This window comes from Dyadobacter fanqingshengii (genome assembly GCF_023822005.2).
GTDB classification, from domain to species: Bacteria; Bacteroidota; Bacteroidia; order Cytophagales; family Spirosomataceae; genus Dyadobacter; species Dyadobacter fanqingshengii.
Genome location: NZ_CP098806.1, coordinates 2,892,846 through 2,914,943 on the forward strand (window position 1 = coordinate 2,892,846; position 22,098 = coordinate 2,914,943).

20 protein-coding genes and 1 pseudogene are annotated in these 22,098 nt (G+C 42.3%); 8 read left to right on the forward strand and 13 right to left on the reverse strand.

Annotation, left to right across the window (positions count from 1 at the left end):
- Nucleotides 1-37: 37 nt before the first annotated feature.
- Genes NFI81_RS12005 through NFI81_RS12015 form a run of 3 tightly spaced genes read right to left on the reverse strand, consistent with a single transcriptional unit; the run spans nucleotide 38 to nucleotide 1,640 of the window.
- The gene (locus NFI81_RS12005) at nucleotides 38-610 is read right to left on the reverse strand and encodes a MarR family winged helix-turn-helix transcriptional regulator (RefSeq protein ID WP_234612198.1); all 573 of its coding nucleotides are present in this window, start codon (nucleotides 608-610) and stop codon (nucleotides 38-40) included.
- Between the two features lie 8 nt (nucleotides 611-618).
- Nucleotides 619-1,350, reverse strand: coding sequence for a hypothetical protein (locus NFI81_RS12010; RefSeq protein WP_234612197.1), 732 nt, complete (start codon nucleotides 1,348-1,350; stop codon nucleotides 619-621).
- Nucleotides 1,351-1,406: 56 nt separating this feature from the next.
- Nucleotides 1,407-1,640, reverse strand: a complete 234-nt coding sequence (locus tag NFI81_RS12015; RefSeq protein WP_234612196.1) for a thioredoxin family protein — start codon at nucleotides 1,638-1,640, stop codon at nucleotides 1,407-1,409.
- Nucleotides 1,641-1,873: 233 nt separating this feature from the next.
- On the opposite strand from NFI81_RS12015, the gene pdxR reads away from it, so the two are divergent.
- The 4 genes from pdxR (at nucleotide 1,874) to NFI81_RS12035 (ending at nucleotide 5,945) form a co-directional block, all read left to right on the forward strand.
- On the forward strand, nucleotides 1,874-3,301 hold the full coding sequence (pdxR, locus tag NFI81_RS12020; RefSeq protein WP_234612195.1) for a MocR-like pyridoxine biosynthesis transcription factor PdxR: 1,428 nt from the start codon (nucleotides 1,874-1,876) through the stop codon (nucleotides 3,299-3,301).
- 68 nt (nucleotides 3,302-3,369) lie between these two features.
- Complete coding sequence (locus tag NFI81_RS12025; protein WP_234612194.1) at nucleotides 3,370-3,612, forward strand: hexameric tyrosine-coordinated heme protein; 243 nt, start codon at nucleotides 3,370-3,372, stop codon at nucleotides 3,610-3,612.
- Nucleotides 3,613-3,865: 253 nt separating this feature from the next.
- Nucleotides 3,866-4,312 (forward strand): FMN-binding negative transcriptional regulator, encoded by a 447-nt coding sequence (locus NFI81_RS12030; protein WP_310589231.1) that lies wholly within the window; start codon nucleotides 3,866-3,868, stop codon nucleotides 4,310-4,312.
- A 712-nt stretch (nucleotides 4,313-5,024) separates the two neighbouring features.
- A complete protein-coding gene (locus NFI81_RS12035) occupies nucleotides 5,025-5,945 on the forward strand; it encodes a hypothetical protein (protein ID WP_234612192.1) in 921 nt (306 codons plus the stop codon).
- A gap of 300 nt (nucleotides 5,946-6,245) precedes the next feature.
- Here the strand turns inward: NFI81_RS12035 and NFI81_RS12040 are convergent.
- The 3 genes and pseudogenes from NFI81_RS12040 to NFI81_RS12050 form a co-directional block, all read right to left on the reverse strand.
- A pseudogene (locus NFI81_RS12040) lies at nucleotides 6,246-7,410 on the reverse strand (IS3 family transposase).
- A 57-nt stretch (nucleotides 7,411-7,467) separates the two neighbouring features.
- A complete protein-coding gene (locus NFI81_RS12045; RefSeq protein WP_234612191.1) occupies nucleotides 7,468-8,508 on the reverse strand; it encodes a transposase in 1,041 nt (346 codons plus the stop codon).
- A 200-nt stretch (nucleotides 8,509-8,708) separates the two neighbouring features.
- The gene (locus NFI81_RS12050) at nucleotides 8,709-9,545 is read right to left on the reverse strand and encodes an alpha/beta fold hydrolase (protein ID WP_234612190.1); all 837 of its coding nucleotides are present in this window, start codon (nucleotides 9,543-9,545) and stop codon (nucleotides 8,709-8,711) included.
- 1,704 nt (nucleotides 9,546-11,249) lie between these two features.
- Here NFI81_RS12050 and NFI81_RS12055 point away from each other — a divergent pair.
- Entirely contained in the window at nucleotides 11,250-11,675 is a 426-nt protein-coding gene (locus NFI81_RS12055) for an IS66 family transposase (protein WP_252176057.1), read from the forward strand.
- A 67-nt stretch (nucleotides 11,676-11,742) separates the two neighbouring features.
- Here NFI81_RS12055 and NFI81_RS12060 read toward each other — a convergent pair whose 3' ends face one another.
- The 3 genes from NFI81_RS12060 to NFI81_RS12070 form a co-directional block, all read right to left on the reverse strand.
- On the reverse strand, nucleotides 11,743-12,021 hold the full coding sequence (locus NFI81_RS12060) for a winged helix-turn-helix transcriptional regulator (protein WP_234612189.1): 279 nt from the start codon (nucleotides 12,019-12,021) through the stop codon (nucleotides 11,743-11,745).
- A gap of 75 nt (nucleotides 12,022-12,096) precedes the next feature.
- Entirely contained in the window at nucleotides 12,097-12,285 is a 189-nt protein-coding gene (locus NFI81_RS12065) for a hypothetical protein (protein WP_234612188.1), read from the reverse strand.
- A gap of 33 nt (nucleotides 12,286-12,318) precedes the next feature.
- Nucleotides 12,319-12,459, reverse strand: coding sequence for a hypothetical protein (locus tag NFI81_RS12070; protein ID WP_234612187.1), 141 nt, complete (start codon nucleotides 12,457-12,459; stop codon nucleotides 12,319-12,321).
- A 389-nt stretch (nucleotides 12,460-12,848) separates the two neighbouring features.
- Here NFI81_RS12070 and NFI81_RS12075 point away from each other — a divergent pair, with 389 nt between their 5' ends.
- Nucleotides 12,849-13,862, forward strand: coding sequence for a hypothetical protein (locus tag NFI81_RS12075; protein WP_234612186.1), 1,014 nt, complete (start codon nucleotides 12,849-12,851; stop codon nucleotides 13,860-13,862).
- Nucleotides 13,863-14,367: 505 nt separating this feature from the next.
- Here NFI81_RS12075 and NFI81_RS12080 read toward each other — a convergent pair.
- Nucleotides 14,368-14,622, reverse strand: a complete 255-nt coding sequence (locus tag NFI81_RS12080; RefSeq protein ID WP_234612185.1) for a hypothetical protein — start codon at nucleotides 14,620-14,622, stop codon at nucleotides 14,368-14,370.
- 433 nt (nucleotides 14,623-15,055) lie between these two features.
- Here NFI81_RS12080 and NFI81_RS12085 point away from each other — a divergent pair, with 433 nt between their 5' ends.
- Entirely contained in the window at nucleotides 15,056-15,328 is a 273-nt protein-coding gene (locus NFI81_RS12085) for an integrase core domain-containing protein (protein WP_256549275.1), read from the forward strand.
- A gap of 257 nt (nucleotides 15,329-15,585) precedes the next feature.
- On the opposite strand, the gene NFI81_RS12090 is transcribed toward NFI81_RS12085, so the two are convergent.
- The 3 genes from NFI81_RS12090 to NFI81_RS12100 all read right to left on the reverse strand — a co-directional run bounded on the left by NFI81_RS12090 (nucleotide 15,586) and on the right by NFI81_RS12100 (nucleotide 20,503).
- The gene (locus NFI81_RS12090; RefSeq protein ID WP_234612183.1) at nucleotides 15,586-17,262 is read right to left on the reverse strand and encodes a tetratricopeptide repeat protein; all 1,677 of its coding nucleotides are present in this window, start codon (nucleotides 17,260-17,262) and stop codon (nucleotides 15,586-15,588) included.
- A gap of 68 nt (nucleotides 17,263-17,330) precedes the next feature.
- Complete coding sequence (locus NFI81_RS12095; protein ID WP_234612182.1) at nucleotides 17,331-19,094, reverse strand: nSTAND1 domain-containing NTPase; 1,764 nt, start codon at nucleotides 19,092-19,094, stop codon at nucleotides 17,331-17,333.
- Nucleotides 19,095-19,099: 5 nt separating this feature from the next.
- Nucleotides 19,100-20,503, reverse strand: a complete 1,404-nt coding sequence (locus NFI81_RS12100; RefSeq protein ID WP_234612181.1) for a toll/interleukin-1 receptor domain-containing protein — start codon at nucleotides 20,501-20,503, stop codon at nucleotides 19,100-19,102.
- 637 nt (nucleotides 20,504-21,140) lie between these two features.
- On the opposite strand from NFI81_RS12100, the gene NFI81_RS12105 reads away from it, so the two are divergent.
- Nucleotides 21,141-21,950, forward strand: coding sequence for a ClpXP protease specificity-enhancing factor SspB (locus NFI81_RS12105; RefSeq protein WP_234612180.1), 810 nt, complete (start codon nucleotides 21,141-21,143; stop codon nucleotides 21,948-21,950).
- Nucleotides 21,951-22,098: the final 148 nt, after the last annotated feature.

Sequence of the window (22,098 nt, forward strand, 5' to 3'; positions counted from 1 at the left end):
AGTGTTCAAGATTATGGTAATGTAAAATCTAGCCTGTTTACAGGCTTAGCTGATGATCAGCACAGTCGAGTTTCAACTCCTTGTCTGCCAAGCCGCTTTTTAACAACTTGCAGTAATGCCCACTGCCAAGATGATCGTAATGAGAGCAAGTGAAACACATTTGCTGAATGCTGATAATGCCGGCCAGGTGAAACTGCCGGATAAGTTGGAGCAAACCCGTAAATATGATTTCTTTTTGCATTGGAGATAGTATGTCCAGCGGTTCTTCAATGGCCGACGCAAAACCGGCACTTTTAAGGGCCAACTCCCTGCCCCGCCCAGTCAATACAATCATGTAACTTCTTACATCAGCAGCATCCACGTATTTTTCGACCAGGCACTTTTGTGCCAGCGATTTGATGCTGTCGCTGACTGTGGCTTTGGTCAGATCAAAGTGCCGCGCTAAGGCAATGACTTTGGATCTTTCCCCGGACTGAAAAAGCAGAAAGATCAGGATCTGAATTTGTATGGGGCTCAATGCATTCGACTTCCCTTCATTGCGAAGCAATACGCGAAATGCCTGCGAGACCCTTGCCAATGCATCAACGATCTTTCCATCAATTTCAGCCATAGTCCGGGTTATTTTACCTTGTAAGGCAAGGTCAGTTTGCCAGAAAGCACGCTATAAACATTAACAACACCCAGCATCGGCTTATCCATGGACATGCCATCTGCCGGAGCGGACACCTGCATATAGCAACTGACGGCATCGTAATTGAAATCCACCTTATTATTGACCCTGTATGTAGGCACTGAAACGCGGATTGCGCTTTGCTGGGTAACGACCTGATAACCTGGCGAATCCATATACATAGGCATGTCGGGGGCTGTTGTAGGCTTTGTGATTTTATCTGCCTTTTTATATTCCTTTACCGAGAGTCCGCCTTTTACACGCTCGTCTTTTACAAGCACCACCCAATGCGGATGCCAAACAATTCCGTCATTATCAAACTTGCCGTCGGCGTTCTCATCCCAAAGCGGGCTATCGTCAAAATCAGGATGCGAAGTAAGGGCAAGGGCCACAATGCCTTCGGTTGGATTAAAACCAATATCTTCCGGCTTCAATGTTGTAGGAAAAACGTATCCTAAGACAGGGGCCATATCCATTTTCCCCACGGCAGTGGGGACAGTCTTTCCGGCCGTTCCTTCCACGATGATCTCAAATTCGAGTGATCCGTATTTTTTGTTATGGATTACCTGCGCTGATTTGATCTTAAAATCCTTTGAGTCTTCGTATTTTTTGCAATGTTCGCATGCCATGGCGGCCGTGAAGTACAGGATGGCAGCGAGCGTGAATATTGTCGTTTTCATGTTTTGATTAGTCAAGATAAATTATCGTTACCGGCAGTGTCCTGCTGGTCTATTCTTCAACCTTTAACATCTTCCAGCGATGCGCCGAAATTGATATGCAGTACATTGCCATTTGGCGTAAGCAGCGCGGGAACCGATTTAATCCCAGCACTTTCTGCTTCGGTGAGACGGCTGCGGTCTTCCCCGATATTCACAACTTCAACCTGATCTGCACCGATTAGATTAAGAATGTCGTGCTCTGCACTGACGCATACCGGACAACCTGCGTGATAGAAAATTGACTTGCTCATTTTTGTGATATTTGATAGCTGTGGCACCATTGCCGATTCAAACTTAGTGAGGAGCCCTAACGATACTTGCTGGACCATTTTGAATTAATAATACTGGACTATCTGGCTCAGCTTCGACTTATCCAACTTTGTAAAATCATAATAATCACCTGAACCTTAACAGTTGGTAGAATGCATGCACATTTTACTTTGGCCTGTTAAAATGAGACATTTAAATAAAACCAGCTAGTCCAATGCTTAGACCCTGGAAATTGGAAATCCGGATTAATCATAAGTCACAAAAGCCCGTTTATCTGCAAATCGCTGATGCTGTCATTTCAGATATTCAATCTGGAAGACTTAGTAGCGGTGATGCTTTGCCGGGAAGCCGCAACCTAGCCGAAATGTTGCATGTGAACCGGAATACGATTGTAGAAGCATTGCATGTGCTGCTTAACGAAGAATGGATTGTATCCAAAGAACGGAAAGGGACATTTGTTGCCGGCACACTGCCGGTGTTCAGCAGGCAGCGTAAGACAGAAATCACCACACCGGATCAAAGCCTACCGAAGCAACATTACAGGATCATTTTTGATGATGGTTATCCAGATAGCAAAATTGCGCCCGTGACCGAGTTGGCGCGTGGATACCGGCAGATTTTCAACCGGAGTGCAAGATGGCAAATGATGGGTTACGGCTGCGAATTCGGTCATGCGGATTTCATCGAAGCCATTGTACAAATGCTCAACCATCAACGTGGCATGCAGGTCAGCAGCAGTTCCGTTTGCGTGACGCGTGGCAGCCAGATGGCGATGTATCTCGCTGCCCATTGTATTTGTTCAAAAGGCGATTTTGTCCTGGTCGAAAATCCGGGTTACCAGCCTGCCTGGAAAGCATTTGAAACGGCTGGTGCCACATTGCTGCCTGTACGGGTCGATAAGGACGGTCTGGTTACCAGCGATGTGATTGATCATTTGAAAACCCACCCCAACATAAAGGCTATTTACACAACACCGCATCACCAATATCCGACCACGGTAACATTAAGTCTGCAACGAAGGCTTGAACTGATCCGCTTGTCCAACGCTCATGGATTTATCATAATTGAGGACGATTACGACAACGAATTTCATTTCGGGTATCGTCCTGTGCTTCCGGTTTCGAGCTTCGCCCAGCTACAAAATTTTGTGTACATCGGTACGATGAGCAAAGTTGTGGCGCCTGCTTTGCGCATTGGCTATCTGATTAGTCACGATGCTTCGCTGATTTCTAAAGTAGGTGAGCTGCGCAAGATTATTGATGTTCAGGGTGATGGCATTATGGAACAGGCCGTTTTGCAGCTCATCCAGGACGGAACGATAAAACGCCACATTAAAAAAGCAACAAGCTACTACAAAGCAAAGCGCGACTACACGGTTTCGTTGCTGAATACTTATCTAAAAGAAAAGGCTGACTATACAGTTCCGGAAGGCGGTCTGGCGATTTGGATACAACCAAAGCAAGCGCAAAACTGGCGGCAGGTCAAAGACATGATGGCCACAAGTGGCGTTAAAATACTCCCACCGGAAAATTATAGCAACGCCCCATCGGTCAACGGCATCAGACTGGGTTACGGTTCACTTTCCGAAAAGGACTTAAAAGAAGGAATAGTGCTCTTAGCCAAACACCTGACTTTTACTTGAGATAAATATTTATACCGTTTGATCCACAGGCAATTCTTCAATTGAAATTACTTTAAACAAATAAAAAAATGGCAGATCCAATTCAATTAGTGCCCGGTAATTCACTCATTACCTCTACTGCCGAAGAAGGCAGACAGCTTGCAATCAAAATGGCAAGACTCATCATTAAAGCCACCCAGCCAGATGCAGCCGTCCGGGAAAAACTTAGGTCTATATACGCTCAGGATGCAACAATGCTGGTTTTGATTGGACAAACTGTTGCCACCGAATTTGCCACAATTGCAGCAGCTAATAATTACTGGCAAAAATGAGCAGTTGGTAGCTGAATTTACACAATTCAAGCCTTACCACGCATGCAGTAATAGTTTGTAAAGAACCCTCCTTAACAAAGGCACCTATGTATACAATGCCCTATTATTCTTCTGCAAATCCGGAAGAAGTTGTTGCTTTTATGCAAGCAAATCCATTTATTAGCCTTATTGGATATGACGGGATGTACCCGGTAGCAACCCAGGTTCCGGTAAATATTATCAATGAGGGAAATGCCTTTAGCTGATAGGCCATGTGATGAAAAAGACCGATCATTGCAAGGCCTTTGAAATGCATCCGAATGTGATGGCAGTTTTTAGCGGTACACACAGCTATATTAGTGCGTCGGTCTATGAAAAGCCTGCTGCTGCTTCCACCTGGAACTACAAAACAGTACAAGCCAAAGGGATAATAAGGCTGCTCTCGCAAGAGCAGACCTATGAAATCATAAAAGACATTACTGATAAATACGAAGATTCATACAGCAGCCCCTCGGCATTCCACAAAATGGATCAGGAATATATCCGCAAAAATCTGAAAGCCATCACCGGTTTTGAAATTGTGGTTTCTGATATTTCCCATGTCTTCAAAATGAGCCAGGACCACTCTCAACAGGACAGAGAAAGAATAGTTGAAGACTTACTGCGGAAGGAAGATGCCTTGTCCCTTCAGATGGCAGAAGAGATGAAACGCTATGTTTAACTTCTGCCGTAAGTCAGCTTCCATTGACAAACTGCATGTTGGACAACATGTGGTATGACTTGAAATAGGCTGATATAAACCTGCAAATATCTAGCTTACTGTCTTATGTCCACTTTCAATTGTGCAACGGCCGTTGCACAATTGAAAGTGGTTAGCCTTTTTGCCAAAAATGGCTTGTGCAATACTGAAAGCGGTTGTCGCAAACTACATCAAAGATTTAATCCACTGCTATTCTAATGCTGAAATTTTACTCCCCTGCTACTTTTCTCAAATTAAGTTCAAAGGTTGTCTCCAAGCGGATGTATTTCACTGAACATAACGCCTGTTATACAACAAAATATTATTTGGGTTACAAATACAGAATTGGCAATAAGTTGCCTATAATGAATGTATTACCTGTAATGTTATTGTTCCTAGATACAAGGATCACAACCTTTTGTATTCCCTGTATCGCATCACACAATCACGCTGCTTCCACCTATCGCGGCGGGTCATGCGGGGTTTTGAAACCGGTTCAACCGGGATAAGTAACGGTAATGTGAGCACAATCCACTCCCCTTTTCTGATCTTATGACCATAATGGCCGGTATCTTCGAACCTTTCAAGTCATTTACATTCAAAAGGAATTGTTAATTTAGATCTTTGAGCTTTTCCCATATTTGTTATGAATGATGATGCTATTATAGAGCGCCTTGAGAATGATTTGGTTCAGATGACCAGAATAAAAGTTTCCGGGAAGGTGTTTTCCATCCAGAATCAGGATGTAATTGTTTTCAAGATTAATGCACCGCCTTATGTCTGCATTATTAAGGATTATGACTTTTCAAAAGTGCGGGAAGCTGAATCGGATACTGAGAAATGGAAAGCTGTACTTTCAGAGCTGCATATGGTCATCCTGAACAGGTCATTCGAATTGATAAAGGAGGATCTGGTTAGGCTTACCGGTACACTCGAATTCTACGAATTGAATTGCTATAAAAATTTCCGGACGCCAGCCAGCTATAGAAACGGCAAAATTGACCCAGATATCCTTGATAAAATTGGCGTGCAGACATTCGTTTATCGCTTGGGAGGGCACTGTGTTGCAATCAAGTCGATAGCAGATATGGATCTAAATTCTTTTATTAACATGGAGCTGTCGATCGGTGTATTATTGCGCAGCTGTGTCTTGGATTGCCTTTATATCATGGCATGGTGCAATGATCCGACATTAATCAGCGCCATTGCGTCTGAATCATTTATACGCCCATTAGGAAAGGACGTTCCAGACCAGGTGAAGAGCCATTTTAAGGATATAGCAGATTTCTTTAATACAGACGATCTGGACGCTATTAAGGTCATGGGAATAAAGAACATCCTTAAAATCCTCGAAGGCAAGCCCAATATACAATGGTACGAAAACCTGTATAGCATCTATTCCAAATATGACCATTTCAGCCTGATCCCGAACATAGCACCAAAATCACCGGTCGAAAAGCTGGAACTCGTTCTTTTAGCAACGCACATGATAAAGCATTCACTGTGCTCTATGCTTACAATGAAAAGCGACGACCACCACGACGAATTTGAGGAGATCTTGGGAGTTAAAAACACAACTGAGGACGGTATTAATTACAGCTTTGCTTATGATTGATGTTACAGGCACAGATCATTTAGGCCTTTTTGGGTGCTGCCAGCATATTACCAGTTTCTATGTGTTGCAGAACGGTTTAGCCACTCGGTAGGAGGATCTCGCCAGGGAAGGCACCGTCAAAGCTCAGGATAGCAGTTTCAACGGCCATAATCTACAATTTAATGCTCCTATCCTGAAAAAGGCCTGGCAGCCGCGCCGGATAGGAAAGCGGGTACTGGGTGATCAAGCCCATACCGCCACTACAGTCAGGATAGACGGGTTGTGTTATTCCCTGTTTGGTGATCAATTGTTGAATAGAGCCTATCCCGCTTGTTTAAACTCATCTGGTGTTAAAAAACCAAGTGCTTGATGTGGTCTTTGCGTATTGTAATCGTTAATCCAGTGGTCAACCACTTCTCGAACTTGTGGCAAACTTCTGAATAAATAAGCATTGAGAACCTCGCGACGAAAAGTGCCATTGAATCGTTCGATGTACGCATTCTGTGTCGGTTTGCCAGGCTGTATCCAACGCAATTCTATTTCATTTAATTCACACCATTCAGTCAACGCAATGCTGATAAACTCAGGCGGCCGCCGCGCGGTCCATTGTCGCATCGTAGGCAGCTTGGTTTGCCATGTGTTTCGATTACCTGTTCCAGAAGCCGGACAACCCGCCTTGCAGGTAGGGAAAAGTCAATATCTATCCCCAGAGCTTGCCGATTATAATCATCCAATACATTCAAGGCGGCCGCCGCTGCGTACGAAAACGACGTCCATCTTTCAATACGTCAGACAGCGCGGCTGCCGCATAAAGTCAAGAGACCAAACTTGGTTGAGCCCGGTTGGTTTTGCTAAGGGTTGTCGAATCCGATCTGGTAACCGCTTTTTCCTACGCCTAGGTAAATTCAAGCCTAATAAGCGACAAATACGCCAAATCCGCTTATGATTGAAAGAATACAATTGTTTGCGCAGTCTGTAACGGATCTTCCGCGCGGCGGCCGCCAGAAACCCCAACCAGGATGACGGTGCGCGACAGCTTGAACGGCCTGTTCAACTTCATTATCAGATTGACGTTTGGATTGATAAGCAAACATCCGTCGGCTTAATCCTGCTAATCGGCAAGCTCGCTGCTTGCTAAAAGCTTTTGTTTTAACCATCCAATGCGCAAACTGACGACGCTGAGCAGGCCCTACCACCGCCAGGCGGCCCTGTTTTTTTTCAAAGCCTCTTTTACCACTTCATGCTCCAAACTCAACTCCGCATACATCCGCAGCGGCGGCCGCTTTTTCAACCGTCTGTTTTCCTCTTCCAAATCCTTCATCCGTTTCAACTCTGAAACCTCCATACCACCATATCGTTGCCGCCAATTGTAAAAAGTGGCTTCGCTGATTCCATGCTCACGGGTAATCTGAACAACTGTTTGCCCGTTTTGCTGCTGCTTTAGAATGGCCACGATCTGGGCCTCGCTGAATCGATTCTTCTTCATGTTCCTTTCCATTTATGAGAATCTAATCGGAAAGCTCCATTTATTCAACGATCACTTTTAGGGGAAGCTTACATAGGTAACCCATTCCCTTTCTGGTTTGTACTTTCCAAAAACAGGAATCCATGGTGTGATATTTCTTAGTTCCAGGAATTCATAGTTAAACCCATTTGAGTACCCTGCGTCTGCTAATAGCTCTGTCATCCGAAGATCATTAGCCTTTAATCGTTTTTGGACTTGCACCGTCATTGCTGGCAGATATTGACTGTCTCTGCCATCGGCGAAGTCTGCCTGTATATGACTAATTACGCCCTGACCTGAATCTACAGCCATACTGCAGTGGTAGTTAAGTTTTCTTGCCTTGCCAGGCTTTACTGAAATACGAGCATCCGGATCATGCGGATTATAATGTGTTTTATTACTGAATAACTGAGCTTTTTCATGAGAAGCGCCGCTGGCGCCGACTGGATTTTTACGCAGTTTATCGTGGACATGTTTCACACGGTTCAAATGATGCTGTGGAGCAGTGATCAACCCCACTGTCGAAGGTGTAGCAGTGATGACTGGCTCTTGGTTCTCGGTATTCACTGCTGCAAAGTGCCTTTCAATAGATTGAAAAGGCTTTTTCAGTTCAAGACTTTCCATTGAAGCATTGGCCTTAATCGGTGCCGAATCCAGGGCTTGGGTATGTCCACTAACCATGCCCTTGTCAACACACAGAGCAAACACCTTGTTGAATAGAGATTCAAAAACACTATCTGGATATAATTGCCTGGTCCGGCTAATAGTCGAATGCCAAGGTAGCTGCTCGTCAATATCATAGCCCAAAAAATAAAGAATGTCCATGCGCATTGAGCAGTGATCTACCAACTTGCGGTCAGACGTTACATTTTCGAGGTAGCCGACAAGCATTAGCTTAAAAAACACGACCGGGTCTATGGAAGGGTTTCCAGTGCTTCCATAAAGCGCTCTGGTTTCTTTGTGGATGGAGTTCAAATCCAGCGATTCTCTCAGCCTTCGATAAAAATTAGCCTTCGGAATCCGCTCGGATAACTGGAAGCTCATGAACAGTTTTTCCGTGTAGTTTTTTCTTCCTTGCATTCCTGAAGTTACAAAAAATTCAGGGTAGTAATAAATAAATTAGGCGTTTTCTGGCGTGATTTTCAAATTATTATCGTGGTTTAAGAATGTGAACAGGCCAGCCGCTCGAAGAACGACATTGCATGTCTTTCTAATTTCAGTTGGTCAGTTACAGAAAACGATTCGTATTTTCTAGAATTTTTAGATTCAGTTGGACACAACTATTTATTTCTGAAAATGAATTCATTGCATCGCTTTGCGAAGTGTTTTGGATTACTAAACCAGGGATCATGGCCAGCAACAGGAAAGGTGTGTAATTCAACTTTTGGAAATAGCTCCATATACTTGTCTACCCAATCATACCTATGGCTACGCTCTCCATTAAACATTAGAATAGGTACACGGATTTTAGCCAGACTGTCAGCGATCGGCGCCGAGATTAAACTTGCCATGGCCTCGTGAAGTTGTATCCCTGATTCTACCTCTAGCATTTTTGAAATTTCTATGGTATCTAGTTCAATTGTTCCATCTGATAGAAGAGATTCTGCCAGCGCCTTTTCATGCATTGGCTGCTTGTGCGGTTTGTTATATTTAAATTCACTATCTCTAATGTAAGGTGCTCCTTCACCCATCCATCTGACCGTTCCACTTAAAATAAGGCCTTTAACACTTTTGGGATAAGTATAGACATACAGTATTGCAAGTAAGCTTCCCCATGATGACCCAGCCAAAAATATTTTTTTTCTGGGAGCCAGATCCGTGATAAGCCGTTGTAAGTCCTTCACATGATCCTTCCACGTGTAGCTGTTGCTTCGCTCACTTTTACCACAACCTCTTTGATCGTAGTAAATGATTGTAGCACTCCCGCCTAGTAGATCAAGCTCCGGTCGAAGGTACTCGTGATGACATGCAGGCCCGCCATGTAGCACTATCACCACTTCCGATTTATTGCCAAGTTTCCAATAAGCTAATTGCGGGTGGCCCTTTACGAGCCCCTGCTGGCCAAATACTGTATAAAAACTGGCTGAAAGTATCGCAATAAGCAATTGTGACCGCATAATAAAAAAGGCTGTTCGTATTCTAAGATAAAGCCAATCTCTCACTTTTGCTATTCACCTTTATATACATAAATCACAGCAAGTCAGGGGACTATTTAACAGGACAGTTCTGCAACGGCCACCACCGTTTCCGCGTACACCGGACAAATAACATAATCGAGAAAAAGATACGATTTAATGCATAGTCCAACTGGTCCTGGCAGGAACTCTAAAGATTAGCTTTTGCAATTTTTAAGACGTTTTAGTTTGTGCCTTAAAAGTAAGGGAAAGCAACTCGCTGTTATAACAAAATTATATGTAGCATTCTCGAAACCCGATGTTACTAAAAGTGAGTAAATTCTAAATATTAACTTGGCTCTCAAGGCGTCATTCCGAAAATAAACGTTTTCCTATACAACCAATGAACAACTTCTATGAGTATTTGCACGGCGTTAATGTGAAATACGGTGATGATAGGTAAATTTGTAAAGTGGAAAATTCGCTTATCTCTTATCTTCAGAGAGTCAGATCGCTCTCCTCAGTTCAGAAGGAGTTGATAAGTGCTGCGTTTCACCCCTTAAAAGTAGAGGAAGATGCCTGTCTTTTCCCCGGCGGGACCGTGTGCCATCACCTGTATTTTATTACTAGAGGGGTCCTGAAATTTGTACTCTCTGACGATTGGTGTAAGGATGCCATCCATTTTTTTCTTCGGGATCGGTTGTTTGGGCAAAAGAGCACGCTGGTATTCTTCCGATAGATCGTCTTGACAATTCTCTTCGTGCCGTCGTTCGCAATACATTTCTGTTTTAATGGACACACGTCGCGCAATCACTTTTGATAGTCCAATGTGTCTTTAAGTGCATGCCCTCTGTACTGTACTCATGTGACCGAAATTGTAATTTCTTTCCATTGTGTAATTATCCCTTGACAACAGACAAACGACAACAAGGGTTCAAGAATTTAATTTTAGCACCAAGGTCCTCGTCTCGGTTTAGCAAATAAAACTCATAGTATATTAACGCCAAAGACACATAGCTTTTTTCCGGTGAGCACTCAAATTCACAGGAAAATGCTCACCGAATTGCTCACCAACACGAGGAGCTTTTTTGCACAGCTTGTCAAAGTTGATACTGACAATCAACTAGTTAAATGCCTTAAAACAAGAATAGCGGAGGAAACACCTCCGCTATAACTAATTGAATATTATGCACTTATGCGCCCTGCAGAGAGAGAGGGACATGATGTCTGTCTATATCTAACTGAAAGCCAATTCCTTACATCAGAATAAAAAAACCTGCTCACCGAATTGCTCACCTTGATTTTCTTTGGGCTGCAACTACCCTCAAATTTAACGATGATTTCATTGATGAACAAAATACTTAATTTACGAAATTCGTTATCTTATGTTCCTGATTTTCGACACCAAATTCTGTAAAACAATGCTCATAAAGTCATCTTTGGGCAGATAGCTCGCTTATAGATTCTTGAAATGGCAATTTGAGACGTATCCTTCGCTTGGCTTTTAGCCCCATTAGATGGCGTGGTTCTCTTTGATTATAAACCTACACGAGGTTCAGTGGCTACAAAAACCATGTTGGAAAGCCTTAAAGACTATTTGCAAACAGATGGGTGTCCGGTTTACGAAAAGCACTGAAAACGGAAAGATGTTATCCATCTGGTCTGCTGGGCGCATGCCCCGCCGAGTGTTTGAACGGGCGCTGGATAATGACAAGGTCAGCACAAAGGGCGCTATCCATGATCCAGGCGCTCTATGGCGTCGAGCGCAAAGCGAAAGAACAGGGGTTGGATGCGGCGGCAATCAAAATGCTGCTGCCAAAAAAATCCTTACCGGTCATCAACGAGTTGGGTAAATGTATATTCGAGCAAATAAAAAGCACGCTTCCCAAGAGCCAAATTGGAAAAGCGATGCAATACAGCTACGCCCACGGGGATACGCTAAGTGCATATCTGCACGATGGAAATCTATTGATAGAAAACAACCAAATCGAAAACGCCATCCGCCCTTTGGCCCTGGGCACAAAAAAATTACTTATTCGCAGGATTCTACGATGCCGCACAACGAGCTGCCATGATCTATTCTTTTTTTTGCAATCTGCAAAAAACACAGCTTCAATCCCTTCCATTGGCTAAAACACACCCTGCAAAACATCTGTACCATTAACCACAAGCACATCAAAAGCTTTTAACCGCAAAACTTCTACAAAATCCCCCAGTTAATCAACATGTAGTTTATCGGCCGGATACCAATCACTGAGATTACAGTTTTGCCAAATTCGGTAAGGCTGTATTCTACTTTTGGTGGTACCACGGGATAAATTTTTCTCGGAACCAGTTCGTGTTCCTCGAATTCTTTCAACTGAATATTCAGAACCCTGCGTGAGGCGTCGAGGATTTTAGTGCAGTTCGCTCGGGCGGTTGTGACCGATACGAATAAACCATAGCAAGCGGATTTTTCATTTGCCGTACAGTACTTCACCGATCAGGTCAAGCCCACGATTCATGTTCGGAAATTTGCGCCAGTCAAATTCCCTTTAACCAACTGGCGGGCAACCTAGCCCAGGAAAAAAAATGCTTTCCCTGCGTTCGAAACCGTATCGATCAATCCCACCACGAAGGCTTTGGCGATCAGTGAAATGGTTCCAAAACCTTTTCCAAAAAGTGAAAGTGCGGGGATATAGGCCTGGATCAAATCCAAGATGGCCTCAAATACAACTGCACGACTGCCAGGCCAGAAACGCATTAAAAGCAACATTTACCGTGTTGACGCCATCTGTCATTTTCGACCGCCCTTTTTATTGGGTTCGTCCAGCGCATCTCCGACGCCCTTCATTTCCGTACCGAACGTGTTTATACGGTCTTCCAGTTCTTTGAGCTGCTTGGATTTGGCGATAAAATCGGTCGTGCCCGGCGTCATTTTGGGAATTTCGCGCGTCGTATTGCGGACTTCGGTTTGCAGCTGTTTGTAGGTAAGCGGCCCAAACCCAGTTCACTGCGTAGCTTTTGCTGTACGACCTAGTTTTGGCTAATTTATGTATTTAAATTAGTCCATTCTGCTGACTCTTTTAGGACTTATCTTAAGGCTTTTTCCAGATCCCAGTACTACTTTTCCAGCAGGGCCAGTTTATTGCGGGCTTCGTCGCCTTCGATTTTGACGGTTAGCGATACCGTCTGGTTTTTGCTGAAATGCCACTTGTTTAGCTCCGTTTGAATTTGGTGGTAATAAAATTTACACTTAGCGAAAGCGAAAAGACACAGATATCTAGATAATATTACATGTACAAATTCAGATGGGTTACAATAAATATGAAAACAGTGCTTGTAGCTGTATCAGTTTTTATTTTCTCCGCACTTCTTTCTCGATGTAAAAGTGAGAATGATAGCAAATCGAAAATTAGAACATATAAATCAAGTAATAAACCAGGTGCTTTTGGTGAAGAAAAAGATACAGTTTTAAAAACCGATAGATATGAATCTACACTAATTAAAAACACTGTTCCGATTTACACAGATTCTATCATGGAGTTCTATGGTGGATTTGCAGATTCGCCAGTGAATTTCTTTTGGGAAAGTACTGTATTGTTTGCAAGTATGTTGTTTAAAAATCCCGTAAATATTTTCGAAGATATACCTTCTGCAGATACTTCATATTCAATTAGAGCGGCATCATGTGATTTTCTTATGAATGTGGAAATCCATTCTTCGTCCTACCGATCAGTTGATCTAGATGGATGCGCATTTTGGGGCCTGTTAGAACTTAGAAGCCCATATCATTTTAGTATACCTGAACTCGAGCAGGCATTTTTTAACGAAATTAGAATCAACAATTCTGAATTTCATCGATCGCTACATTTTATCGATGGTATTTCTGCATCCAAGATAACATTTAGCGACGTAACAATTTGGGGCGATTCGTTGGGACTTAAAGGGCATTACAATGAGCCACCTAGTCTATCGTCTCTTAGAGTTCCCTCAGTCTTGATATATGATTGCGGAATTATCGATTCGACATGGTCGGATAAGATGGACTTCAGTAGTTGCCTATTACCTGATAATAGAACGGTAAAGAGCCAGCTCCATTTTAAAAATATTGATCATCAAATAGGATTCATTGTTCCATCCGAGGTGTTCTACATTACCTTCGACGAAGCAATATCAAATAATTCGAGAATGGCCTTTTTCGAAAAGCTAATCGTCAATTGTAAAGAAAGTGCCATGTATCAGAGTGTGGACGATTGGACAATCGAATTTAAATACTATCAAAATATTTATAATTATGGTTTTTTTGGTAAAATTTTAAATTTTTTTCAAAAAAAATGATGGAACTATGGATATTCACCTTGGAAGGTTGTCATTTTATGGACACCTATCATATTCGTTATTTTTTGGATAATTAATTTTCTTAATATCCAACGTATTGTAAAAAGCGTCTATCACGACAAGGAACTAGGTAACAATTTTTTTATTAATGAAATTGATCAGAATAAGGATACTATTAAGAGCTTAACTAATCCAATGCTAAATTCTACTTGGAATAGGATGTCATATTCCTTTTTCCTAACCATGGTGTTGTACTTTGGATTTAAAGTGAAGCATGAAGCTGTAAATTATCAGAATGGTTGGGGGATGGCCTATATATACTTAATATACCTAGTGGGATTGTTCCACGTTGCCTATTGCGCATCTTTACTATTAAAATAATTGGTTGAAGTGTCGTTTATGTCTTTATCAGTACACAGGAAAATTACCGTCTTACCGTGAGTTCCCCCGGACACATCTGTGACTAGGTAATTAAGCCCATTGTAGTAGATGGGCCTGGAAAAATCTAATAGGGCAGATCCAGCTCGGTAAGCTCGAATTTTTTCAAAGATAAAACACTTCCCGCCTGCTTGGTGCGTTTCGAGCTTGTGGCGACGATACCATCGTCCCAGGTCATATACAAGCTGACGCCAGCAACAGAAGGAGCGTCCGTCGGGATCCCGGTCTTCACACCATGCCAAAAACGGATGTCGTTTATTACAAAACAGTGAAAAACGACCTGCCTGTCATAGATATGCTTAGTCAGTTGGCTTAAGAGCATCCGACGAGAGGGTTTGATTGGCACTAAGGTAATTTGAAAAATAGAGGCCTACCATGGAATCGCATACGGGTGCTCCGAACTTATCAAAGTATGGATCTCAAATTAAGGCGTAAGCGAAAAAGACGCATTCTGAAAAGGCTGAGACAGCCTTAATTAAGGCGAAGGCTTTGAATGGAAACCTGGAGTATGGATTTTGCCAGTAATGCTCTTAGTTCTGGCCGACGTGTGCGAACATTAATAGTCATGGATGACGCTAGCAGAGAAGCACTGCAGCGCATCCGGACTACTACCATTGTGCCGTTAAGGTCATACAAATCTTTCAGCAGTTGGAATGTGAACGAGAGTTGCTACTATCAATAAGAACCGACAATGGCCCTCGCGGCCGTCCGAGTTCATAAGTAAGAAACTGGCTAAATGGTGCGAAGAAAAGCAGATTGAGCAAAAATTCATCCAGCCGGGAAAGCCAATGCATAATGGTTACAATGAAAGATTAAACAGAACCTACCGCGAAGACGTCTTGGATGCTTACTTCTTTGATTCTCTGGAACAGCTGCGCATTTCGTCAGATAAATGGCTTGATAATTTCAACAGCAAACATCCGCACAGGTCAATGAAAGGATTAACTCCAAATCAAAAGCGCACACTGCTGAAAAACAGTGCCATGAAAAATGAAGAATTAACTATTGAAATCAACAACCGAGTCTAAATCACAGCCCCTCTAAAAATGGGAAGCCGACAATAACAGTGATACCTTCGGCTGAGTGAGAGGCAAACTATTCAACATTATTTGGCATATAATCAAATCACTGGGAATAGAATGTGTAAAAAATCCAAGTAACTTTCTATTTACTCCAAAACATACTGCTCGCAAATCCTGACGCAGGTTTGTGTTCTTATCTTTTGGAAAGTTATGAAGTATTTTGAGGCAGTTATACTGTATTTTAGATAGCTATTATAATATTTCTATTTCGACTGCATAATCTCGATATCTCCAATTCTTTTCTTTAAAAAATTAATATTAGAATAATCACATATTTTTAAAGCCCTTTGCAAATAATCCTTTGCGGCGTCATATCGCTTCGAAGATTCCAATATTTTGCTCATAATAACTAATGCTTCATAATTATCTGAATCATATGTAATAGATTTAATCAAATCATTTAACATAGATTCCGAAAAATCATTAAGAGAATATTTTGATAAAAATCTATAAAAATAGGCAACAGGATTTAATGAATCTATGCTAATAACATTATTACAATCAACTAATACTTTATCATAATTTGAAAGCTGAAAATTCGATTTCATTCTAATAATATATTGAAATACATTTACGCTGTCATGAGTAATCACGCTATTTATAATTTTTAGACTTTCAGAGTAATTGCCATTATTTAATAAGGTGTTTGCCTCAGTTCTGTCGATTAATAAATCATATTTTGATATTCTACTAATTTTTTTTGACTGTGTTTTTTGTAAATTATTCATATTCTTTAAACTCCACGAATAAGTTCTATCATAAAGCTTATTTTTTTTTACATTATGAATGCCAACAAATTTATTAAAATTTTTTATTGCCATATCATTGAATCCAATCTTACTCCATAAGACTGCTTGAAATAAATATGAACTATAATCGGAGGGTCTGTTTAGCAGATGAGTGTATGTATGGTTCAGAGCAAATATAATAACTGGAATATCTTCTCTCTCGGTATTAGATTCAGTAATAATTTTGGACAAACTAATTGTGTCTCCTGAATAAATATTTATCGCATCATTAAGAAATGAAAAAACAGTTGAAATTTGATCCGCGGCAATACTAAATTTTCGTGATTTAAATTTAGTATATATATCTTCACTTATATTGGATTGAAAAAAATTGCTATTATCTATTTTATGAAAGTTATTTATAAAAAAAGCAATCTGTTTTTTTGCATCCGTAAACGCTCCTTTATCAACTAAGCAAAGAGCTTTATTCAAATTGGCTGTTTCATTCAATGCACTAATATTCAAAGCTCTGTCAGAAAAATAAAGACTAGAGTCTAAGTCACCAATACTGTAGTAAATATAAGACAGGGATTTCAAAGCCCAAATATTTTGTGGAAACCTCTCTTCTACTTGTCTAATAAGAGGTTTAGATTTTTCAAAATTTCTCAATTCCAAGTAAGACTTACCAATCCGGTAAATATATTCATATTGATCTTCCAAGGGCTTGCTTTTTTTATATTCATCTAATAAATAAATGGTGCTTAAATTTGCGGATTTGATAGACTCCTCCAATGATAAATTTTCAAATTGCATTGTCTGTAATATTTTGTTAGCATTCTCCTTTTCAACTATCGCTTTTCTTTCATTAATGTTTGCTAACTCTTTTAATTTTTCAGCTACTTTTTTTTGGCTGATTGCCTCATTTTTTTCATTTTCAATAGATTCAAAAAGTAAATTAACTTTTCTATCAATTTCTATCGATTTCGAAGGAGAGCATAATCTTGCAGCATTATATTTATTTAATGCTTGTCTATACTGTTTTTGCTGATAAAAAATATCCCCACCTTTTATCAGACTCGCATAATTAAGACAATCTTGGCAATAGCCAGGTATGGATATAATTCCAAATAAATATAATACTAAATGTTTCATGTAGTTTTAATTTATATTTTCGCATTAATCTGTTGCTTTGACAATTCTTTTGGAGCAGATTGCATCTTTCATTTAGCCAATTTTTGGCGACAGGTAGCAATTCTGGTACCTAAGTTGGCTTTCAAAGTCAATAAATCCAATTCCGAGACGGCTGTGGCGGGAGCTCTATTTCGTATAATGGTTGCTATACGTTGAGTTTGTATATCGCTCACCAAAGAGTCTGCAGTCTGATATGCCCGCATCGCTAAGTCGTATTCATCGTATTCCTCGTAGCGTTGCCCAGTTTCCTGCAAAGCTCTAACTTTCTGTAAATTTACCTGATCTAAGGCTATTGAAAGATACTGTGCGTTTTCAGTAGCGTACTGGGTGGCACGCTGGCTTTGAAACCAAAAATAACCTGCTGCCCCGGCAATCGCAACTGCCGCGAGTGCAAAGGCAAGTGCTAGGCGGCTGCGGAACACCGCCCTATCCGTCAGTTTCTGTAAGGTTTCGGCCCGTTTTTGCTCCTCGGCTAGGTCTTGCTCGAGTTGCTTTTTTCGGGCGCTTTCTAGTTTTTCGCGAGCTTTCCGTTGGGCCTCCGCTTGTTCGGCGCGCCGTGCGACGGCTACTTCCCCAATAGGTTCCACAAGAGTATCGTGGCTGATTTCGTAGAGCAACCGCCCGGCGGCATCGCTTTCTTTGCGCAGTAAATAGGTTTGCTCCAGTATCTGCAACAGGGTGGGGGCAATACCTAAGCGACTTTGAATGGTGCTGTCTGTCAGGGTATTTCGTCGGCCATTTTCGATCAATTCATCCTCGATCAGTTGCTGAGTTTTGGCGCGTTCGTCGGGGGCGAGCCGAGCCAGCACTTCCTCGTAGTGCTTCCTAAAAATTTCGGACACCGGCCCCAGATTGTCCAAATCAATGTGGGTCTCCCCTCGGTCGATCACCAACTTTTCCTCCACACGGCGGCACACGATTTGCAGGGTGGATGCTTCAATTTTTTTGTCTTTTGGGTTCGAGATGCCTTTCAGAATTGCCGCCATGCCCTCGTCGGCGTAGGTAAAGGCCGCACTGGCAAAGCCCATTGTTTGCTGCGATAGCCGGGCGGGTTGGGCAATCGCCCGTTGGGCTTCCTCTGGCGACAAGGCATCCAGTTCATAACAATGCTGCAAAATAGTTGGATGGCGGTCGGTAAGCGTGTTCAACAACGATAACCGATCCGAACGCACCGAAAACACTACCTTGATGTCGGGTTTCTGATAAAGAAAATCCTGGATGCGGTCGTCAAGACGATCCGCTTCGTCCATCGACATCATGCGTTGCCGGAAAGACAGCGGAATAGTTGGGTACAGCATTTGCGCCAACTGCTCCGAAAAGTCGCTGACCTGGTCCTTTGGATAGGTAAAAAGCTCTTCGAACTGATCGAAAAACAGGATAAACTCTGTCCGCTGCTGCTGCCATTGGTAGGTTTTGAGCCAGTACCAAAATGACTCCTCCTGCGGCAGCAACGCGTCCAGCGGGGAGGGGGCATTTTGCAGCCCGGAACTCAGCCGCCGCTGCACGGTTTCGGCGGGCGAAAGGATTTCGGATTCCTCCTTCTCCGAGTAGTTTTTGAACCGAATCGGGAAATAGACGGCGCGGGTGTCGGATTGCAAGCGGGGGATGATGCCCGCGTTGATAAGCGAACTCTTGCCATAGCCGCTTTTGCCGTACAGCACCACGGTTTGCTTGACAAAAATCAGACTGAACAAATTCTCGATGTCCTGGTCGCGGCCAAAAAACAAGTCCTTTTCCTCGATTGTGAACGGCTTTACGCCGGGGTAGCGGTAGCAGGGCGTGGATGATTCCATAAGACTCAACGGTTAGCTAAAATGGTGGCAACGACCTGCCGAACGCCCGTGCCCCAATCGTCCGGCAGCAGCGAAATGGCTTTCCGGCCCTTGATTTCTGCAATGAGTTCAGGTAGATTCTTGCCAAATTCGCGCCAGAGCTCCTCTTCTTCCGTCAGATCACGCGCTGAATCAAAGAGATCTTTCTGTTTCCGTTCACTAATTAGCCGGTTAATCGTCAGAAGTTTGGCTCGTACCAGAGTCTCACCCACTTCGACCACCCCGGTTTCATCAAACCGCTTGTCCAGAAAACATGGCACCAACTGAATGTCTTTCTGAATGCTGTACATCACTTCCTTCCCCACCCAAGGGGACTGCATACTGTGTTCTGAAATGAGGGCGACCACCGCATCCACATCCAGTACCCGCGTCATAAAACGGCGGATTTTTTCACCAACGGGCATGACTGCTTCATCCATGATTATCTCGATTTCAGCGGCTTGCAGGGCAGCAGCCAGTCGTCGGGCCTTCGTGGCGTCGGTGTGGCTGTACGAGACAAATACCGTGGCCAGGGTCGGTTTAGGCGGGTTTATTAGCAGTTCCCGCGCCTGGAGACGGTCGTAGAGTTCATTCAGAAAATCCAGCGGCTCGATGGTCTTGAAGTCCAATTGCAACCGCCGGGCAATGAATGTGCGGACGTCGTTGCTCTGCTCTTTTTTTAGAATGGTATACTTCGAAATAGTACCACTAGCCGATACTTGCGGCAGAAGAACACGTAGCATTACTTGCAGGTACCATTTCTCAAAATGAACTCCTAAAAATATAAAACTCTTCGCTTCTTTCAGCGTTTTTTCAAGTTGCACCGGGAGGGATCTAGCCCCAAGAATCCCTTTTAAATAATCGAAAAGATGATCAAAAGTAATAACCGTTTCATACGATTCTGTGGAGCCAATGATATTATATATCAAGGGGTTGTCCTGAGTCGGCTTACTCACCGCATTGGGTGGATTGATAGGGGGGTAATAGCTGAACTCATGCGCCCGGTTCATTTTTTCGAAAGTTGCCCGTAAACGATCATCGGGCAACAAAGAGATGATGGTGTGAAAAGGCATCTGCGCGATTTTGGCAAAGGGTGCGTCAAATTCGGTGCGTCGCTTGTAAAACTCCCGGTAAAACATTAAGAGTGAGGTGTCTCCTTTGCCGGGTTGAAGTTGAAGCAACTCTTCGTGTTCAAATATAAAACCTGGATCGAGGTCAACTTCTCCCTGGGTTTCGGAATCGAGTTTAAGATCCCGAACTAATTTTTGAAACAGGGTCTTGGAGTCATCAAAGGAAACCAAATCAGGCCCAACCACTAGGATGCACTTTCCAATGCGGATTTCTTCCAAAAGGATATTCCATTTAAAGTCATCAATCCAGTTGTTGTCCATGTGGTGAGGTGGTTGGGCGTCAAGCAATTAGGGTTTCGGTGTTGTTATAAGGCAAATTGGGTCTAATATACCCCTGCCCGCGCTACAAATCAAATGACCGCGCATTATAAACAGCATTTCTTTCCACTTTTGTTTGGCTTTCAGAATTCCCAAGCTTTCCAGTGGAAAAACTATCATGCACACATTTGAGGGCAATTTGTACATGACTTTGCGTTCATGTGCATCTCTTGTGCATGAGTGATGGATACTTCACGAAAATGTTCCTCCCTCACTTCACCGGCAAGTGTGGCTTCCGAACTTAAACTGCATGTTCATATAACGATACGTTAATTAATATTATCAGATTCCATTAGCTGGACATTAAAAGTGAACTCATTTATCTCAATCCCCAAGCCTTTTCTATGCTTGACGTAAAGTACCTTTTCAAGCACATTTTCCACCGCCTCATTAGAAGACCACTCACACTGCATAGGTATCCCGAAAAAGGAAATACAACAACAAATGGCTGTCTGAAAAAAGGGGTACATACAGTTCCATCTTCCTTTTTTAAGTTTTCTAAAATAGAACCTTTGTAAAAATATACTTTATTACTAATTTTTAACCCAACTATCATATATACACTGTCATATATAAACAGATGAGCAACGTTTTCATAAGTTATGCAAGAGAAGACCATTGGCATGCGCAGAAATTATATATGGATCTCAGGGTCGCCGATATTGATTGTTGGATTGATACGAAATGCTTGTTGCCCGGAATGAACTGGGACAATACGATACAAAATGTCATCCGCAACTGCAAATATTTCATTTTCTTCATTTCCGAACATTCCAATTTAAATAAACGCTATCTGATGCGTGAATTAGAATTGGCCCTGGAGGTGCAAGCAACATTACCGGTCGACAGGGTTTTTATAATCCCAATTCGTTTAGTTAATGTCGCGCCTTCGAAATCCGAATTAGAAAAATACAATTACATTGATTTTTTCAGCTCCTATGACAAAGGTCTGGGGCGTATTCTAACGGTTCTTGAAGATGCAGCAAAAGATCCCTTAGTTATTCGGGGTGGGAACGTTAATGTGGGCAGACGAGCAGCTATTGACTTCGAACCATTTGAGGATGTGGGAGGGTTCATCCGCGACGTCTTGAGAAGCTATCCGATTTCCTCTGCATTTATTAATCCACAACACGGATTGTACTTTACTTTTTATACCAGACATGAACAGGTCATCATGCCTGACTACCTTAGGGAAAAATATCCCGACAAAATGACATTGGTGCTTCAATATTCTTACGATGCGTTTATGCTGTACCATCACCATCTAACAATTGAATTGTTATTTGATGGTAAAACCGAGGATCTAACAATTCCTTACGATTCTATTTTCCAATTGGTTTCGACGATGGGATTTAGAATAGTCAGGGTAGATGAGAAAACAGTTGCATAGGTGTTAATATTTGGGAAAGGCTCAGCATAATTCTTCACCATTCACCCAATTTGCTCGAAAAATATAGCTCATTTTAAACTATTTCACCCCAACAATACCAAATAAAACTGGGTATAATCCTAATTAACGTTTGCTGTTTATTCGAGTC

Coding starts and splice junctions, on each gene's coding strand:
- pdxR (WP_234612195.1), top strand. CDS start 1,874: ATGCTTAGACCCTGGAAATTGGAAATCCGGATTAATCATAAGTCACAA.
- NFI81_RS12075 (WP_234612186.1), top strand. CDS start 12,849: ATGAAAACAGTGCTTGTAGCTGTATCAGTTTTTATTTTCTCCGCACTT.
- NFI81_RS12010 (WP_234612197.1), bottom strand. CDS start 1,350: ATGAAAACGACAATATTCACGCTCGCTGCCATCCTGTACTTCACGGCC.
- NFI81_RS12005 (WP_234612198.1), bottom strand. CDS start 610: ATGGCTGAAATTGATGGAAAGATCGTTGATGCATTGGCAAGGGTCTCG.
- NFI81_RS12035 (WP_234612192.1), top strand. CDS start 5,025: ATGACCAGAATAAAAGTTTCCGGGAAGGTGTTTTCCATCCAGAATCAG.
- NFI81_RS12015 (WP_234612196.1), bottom strand. CDS start 1,640: ATGAGCAAGTCAATTTTCTATCACGCAGGTTGTCCGGTATGCGTCAGT.
- NFI81_RS12100 (WP_234612181.1), bottom strand. CDS start 20,503: ATGGACAACAACTGGATTGATGACTTTAAATGGAATATCCTTTTGGAA.
- NFI81_RS12045 (WP_234612191.1), bottom strand. CDS start 8,508: ATGCAAGGAAGAAAAAACTACACGGAAAAACTGTTCATGAGCTTCCAG.
- NFI81_RS12095 (WP_234612182.1), bottom strand. CDS start 19,094: ATGGAATCATCCACGCCCTGCTACCGCTACCCCGGCGTAAAGCCGTTC.
- NFI81_RS12080 (WP_234612185.1), bottom strand. CDS start 14,622: ATGCTCTTAAGCCAACTGACTAAGCATATCTATGACAGGCAGGTCGTT.
- NFI81_RS12025 (WP_234612194.1), top strand. CDS start 3,370: ATGGCAGATCCAATTCAATTAGTGCCCGGTAATTCACTCATTACCTCT.
- NFI81_RS12050 (WP_234612190.1), bottom strand. CDS start 9,545: ATGCGGTCACAATTGCTTATTGCGATACTTTCAGCCAGTTTTTATACA.
- NFI81_RS12055 (WP_252176057.1), top strand. CDS start 11,250: ATGACAAGGTCAGCACAAAGGGCGCTATCCATGATCCAGGCGCTCTAT.
- NFI81_RS12105 (WP_234612180.1), top strand. CDS start 21,141: ATGAGCAACGTTTTCATAAGTTATGCAAGAGAAGACCATTGGCATGCG.
- NFI81_RS12090 (WP_234612183.1), bottom strand. CDS start 17,262: ATGAAACATTTAGTATTATATTTATTTGGAATTATATCCATACCTGGC.
- NFI81_RS12070 (WP_234612187.1), bottom strand. CDS start 12,459: ATGACGCCGGGCACGACCGATTTTATCGCCAAATCCAAGCAGCTCAAA.
- NFI81_RS12065 (WP_234612188.1), bottom strand. CDS start 12,285: ATGCGTTTCTGGCCTGGCAGTCGTGCAGTTGTATTTGAGGCCATCTTG.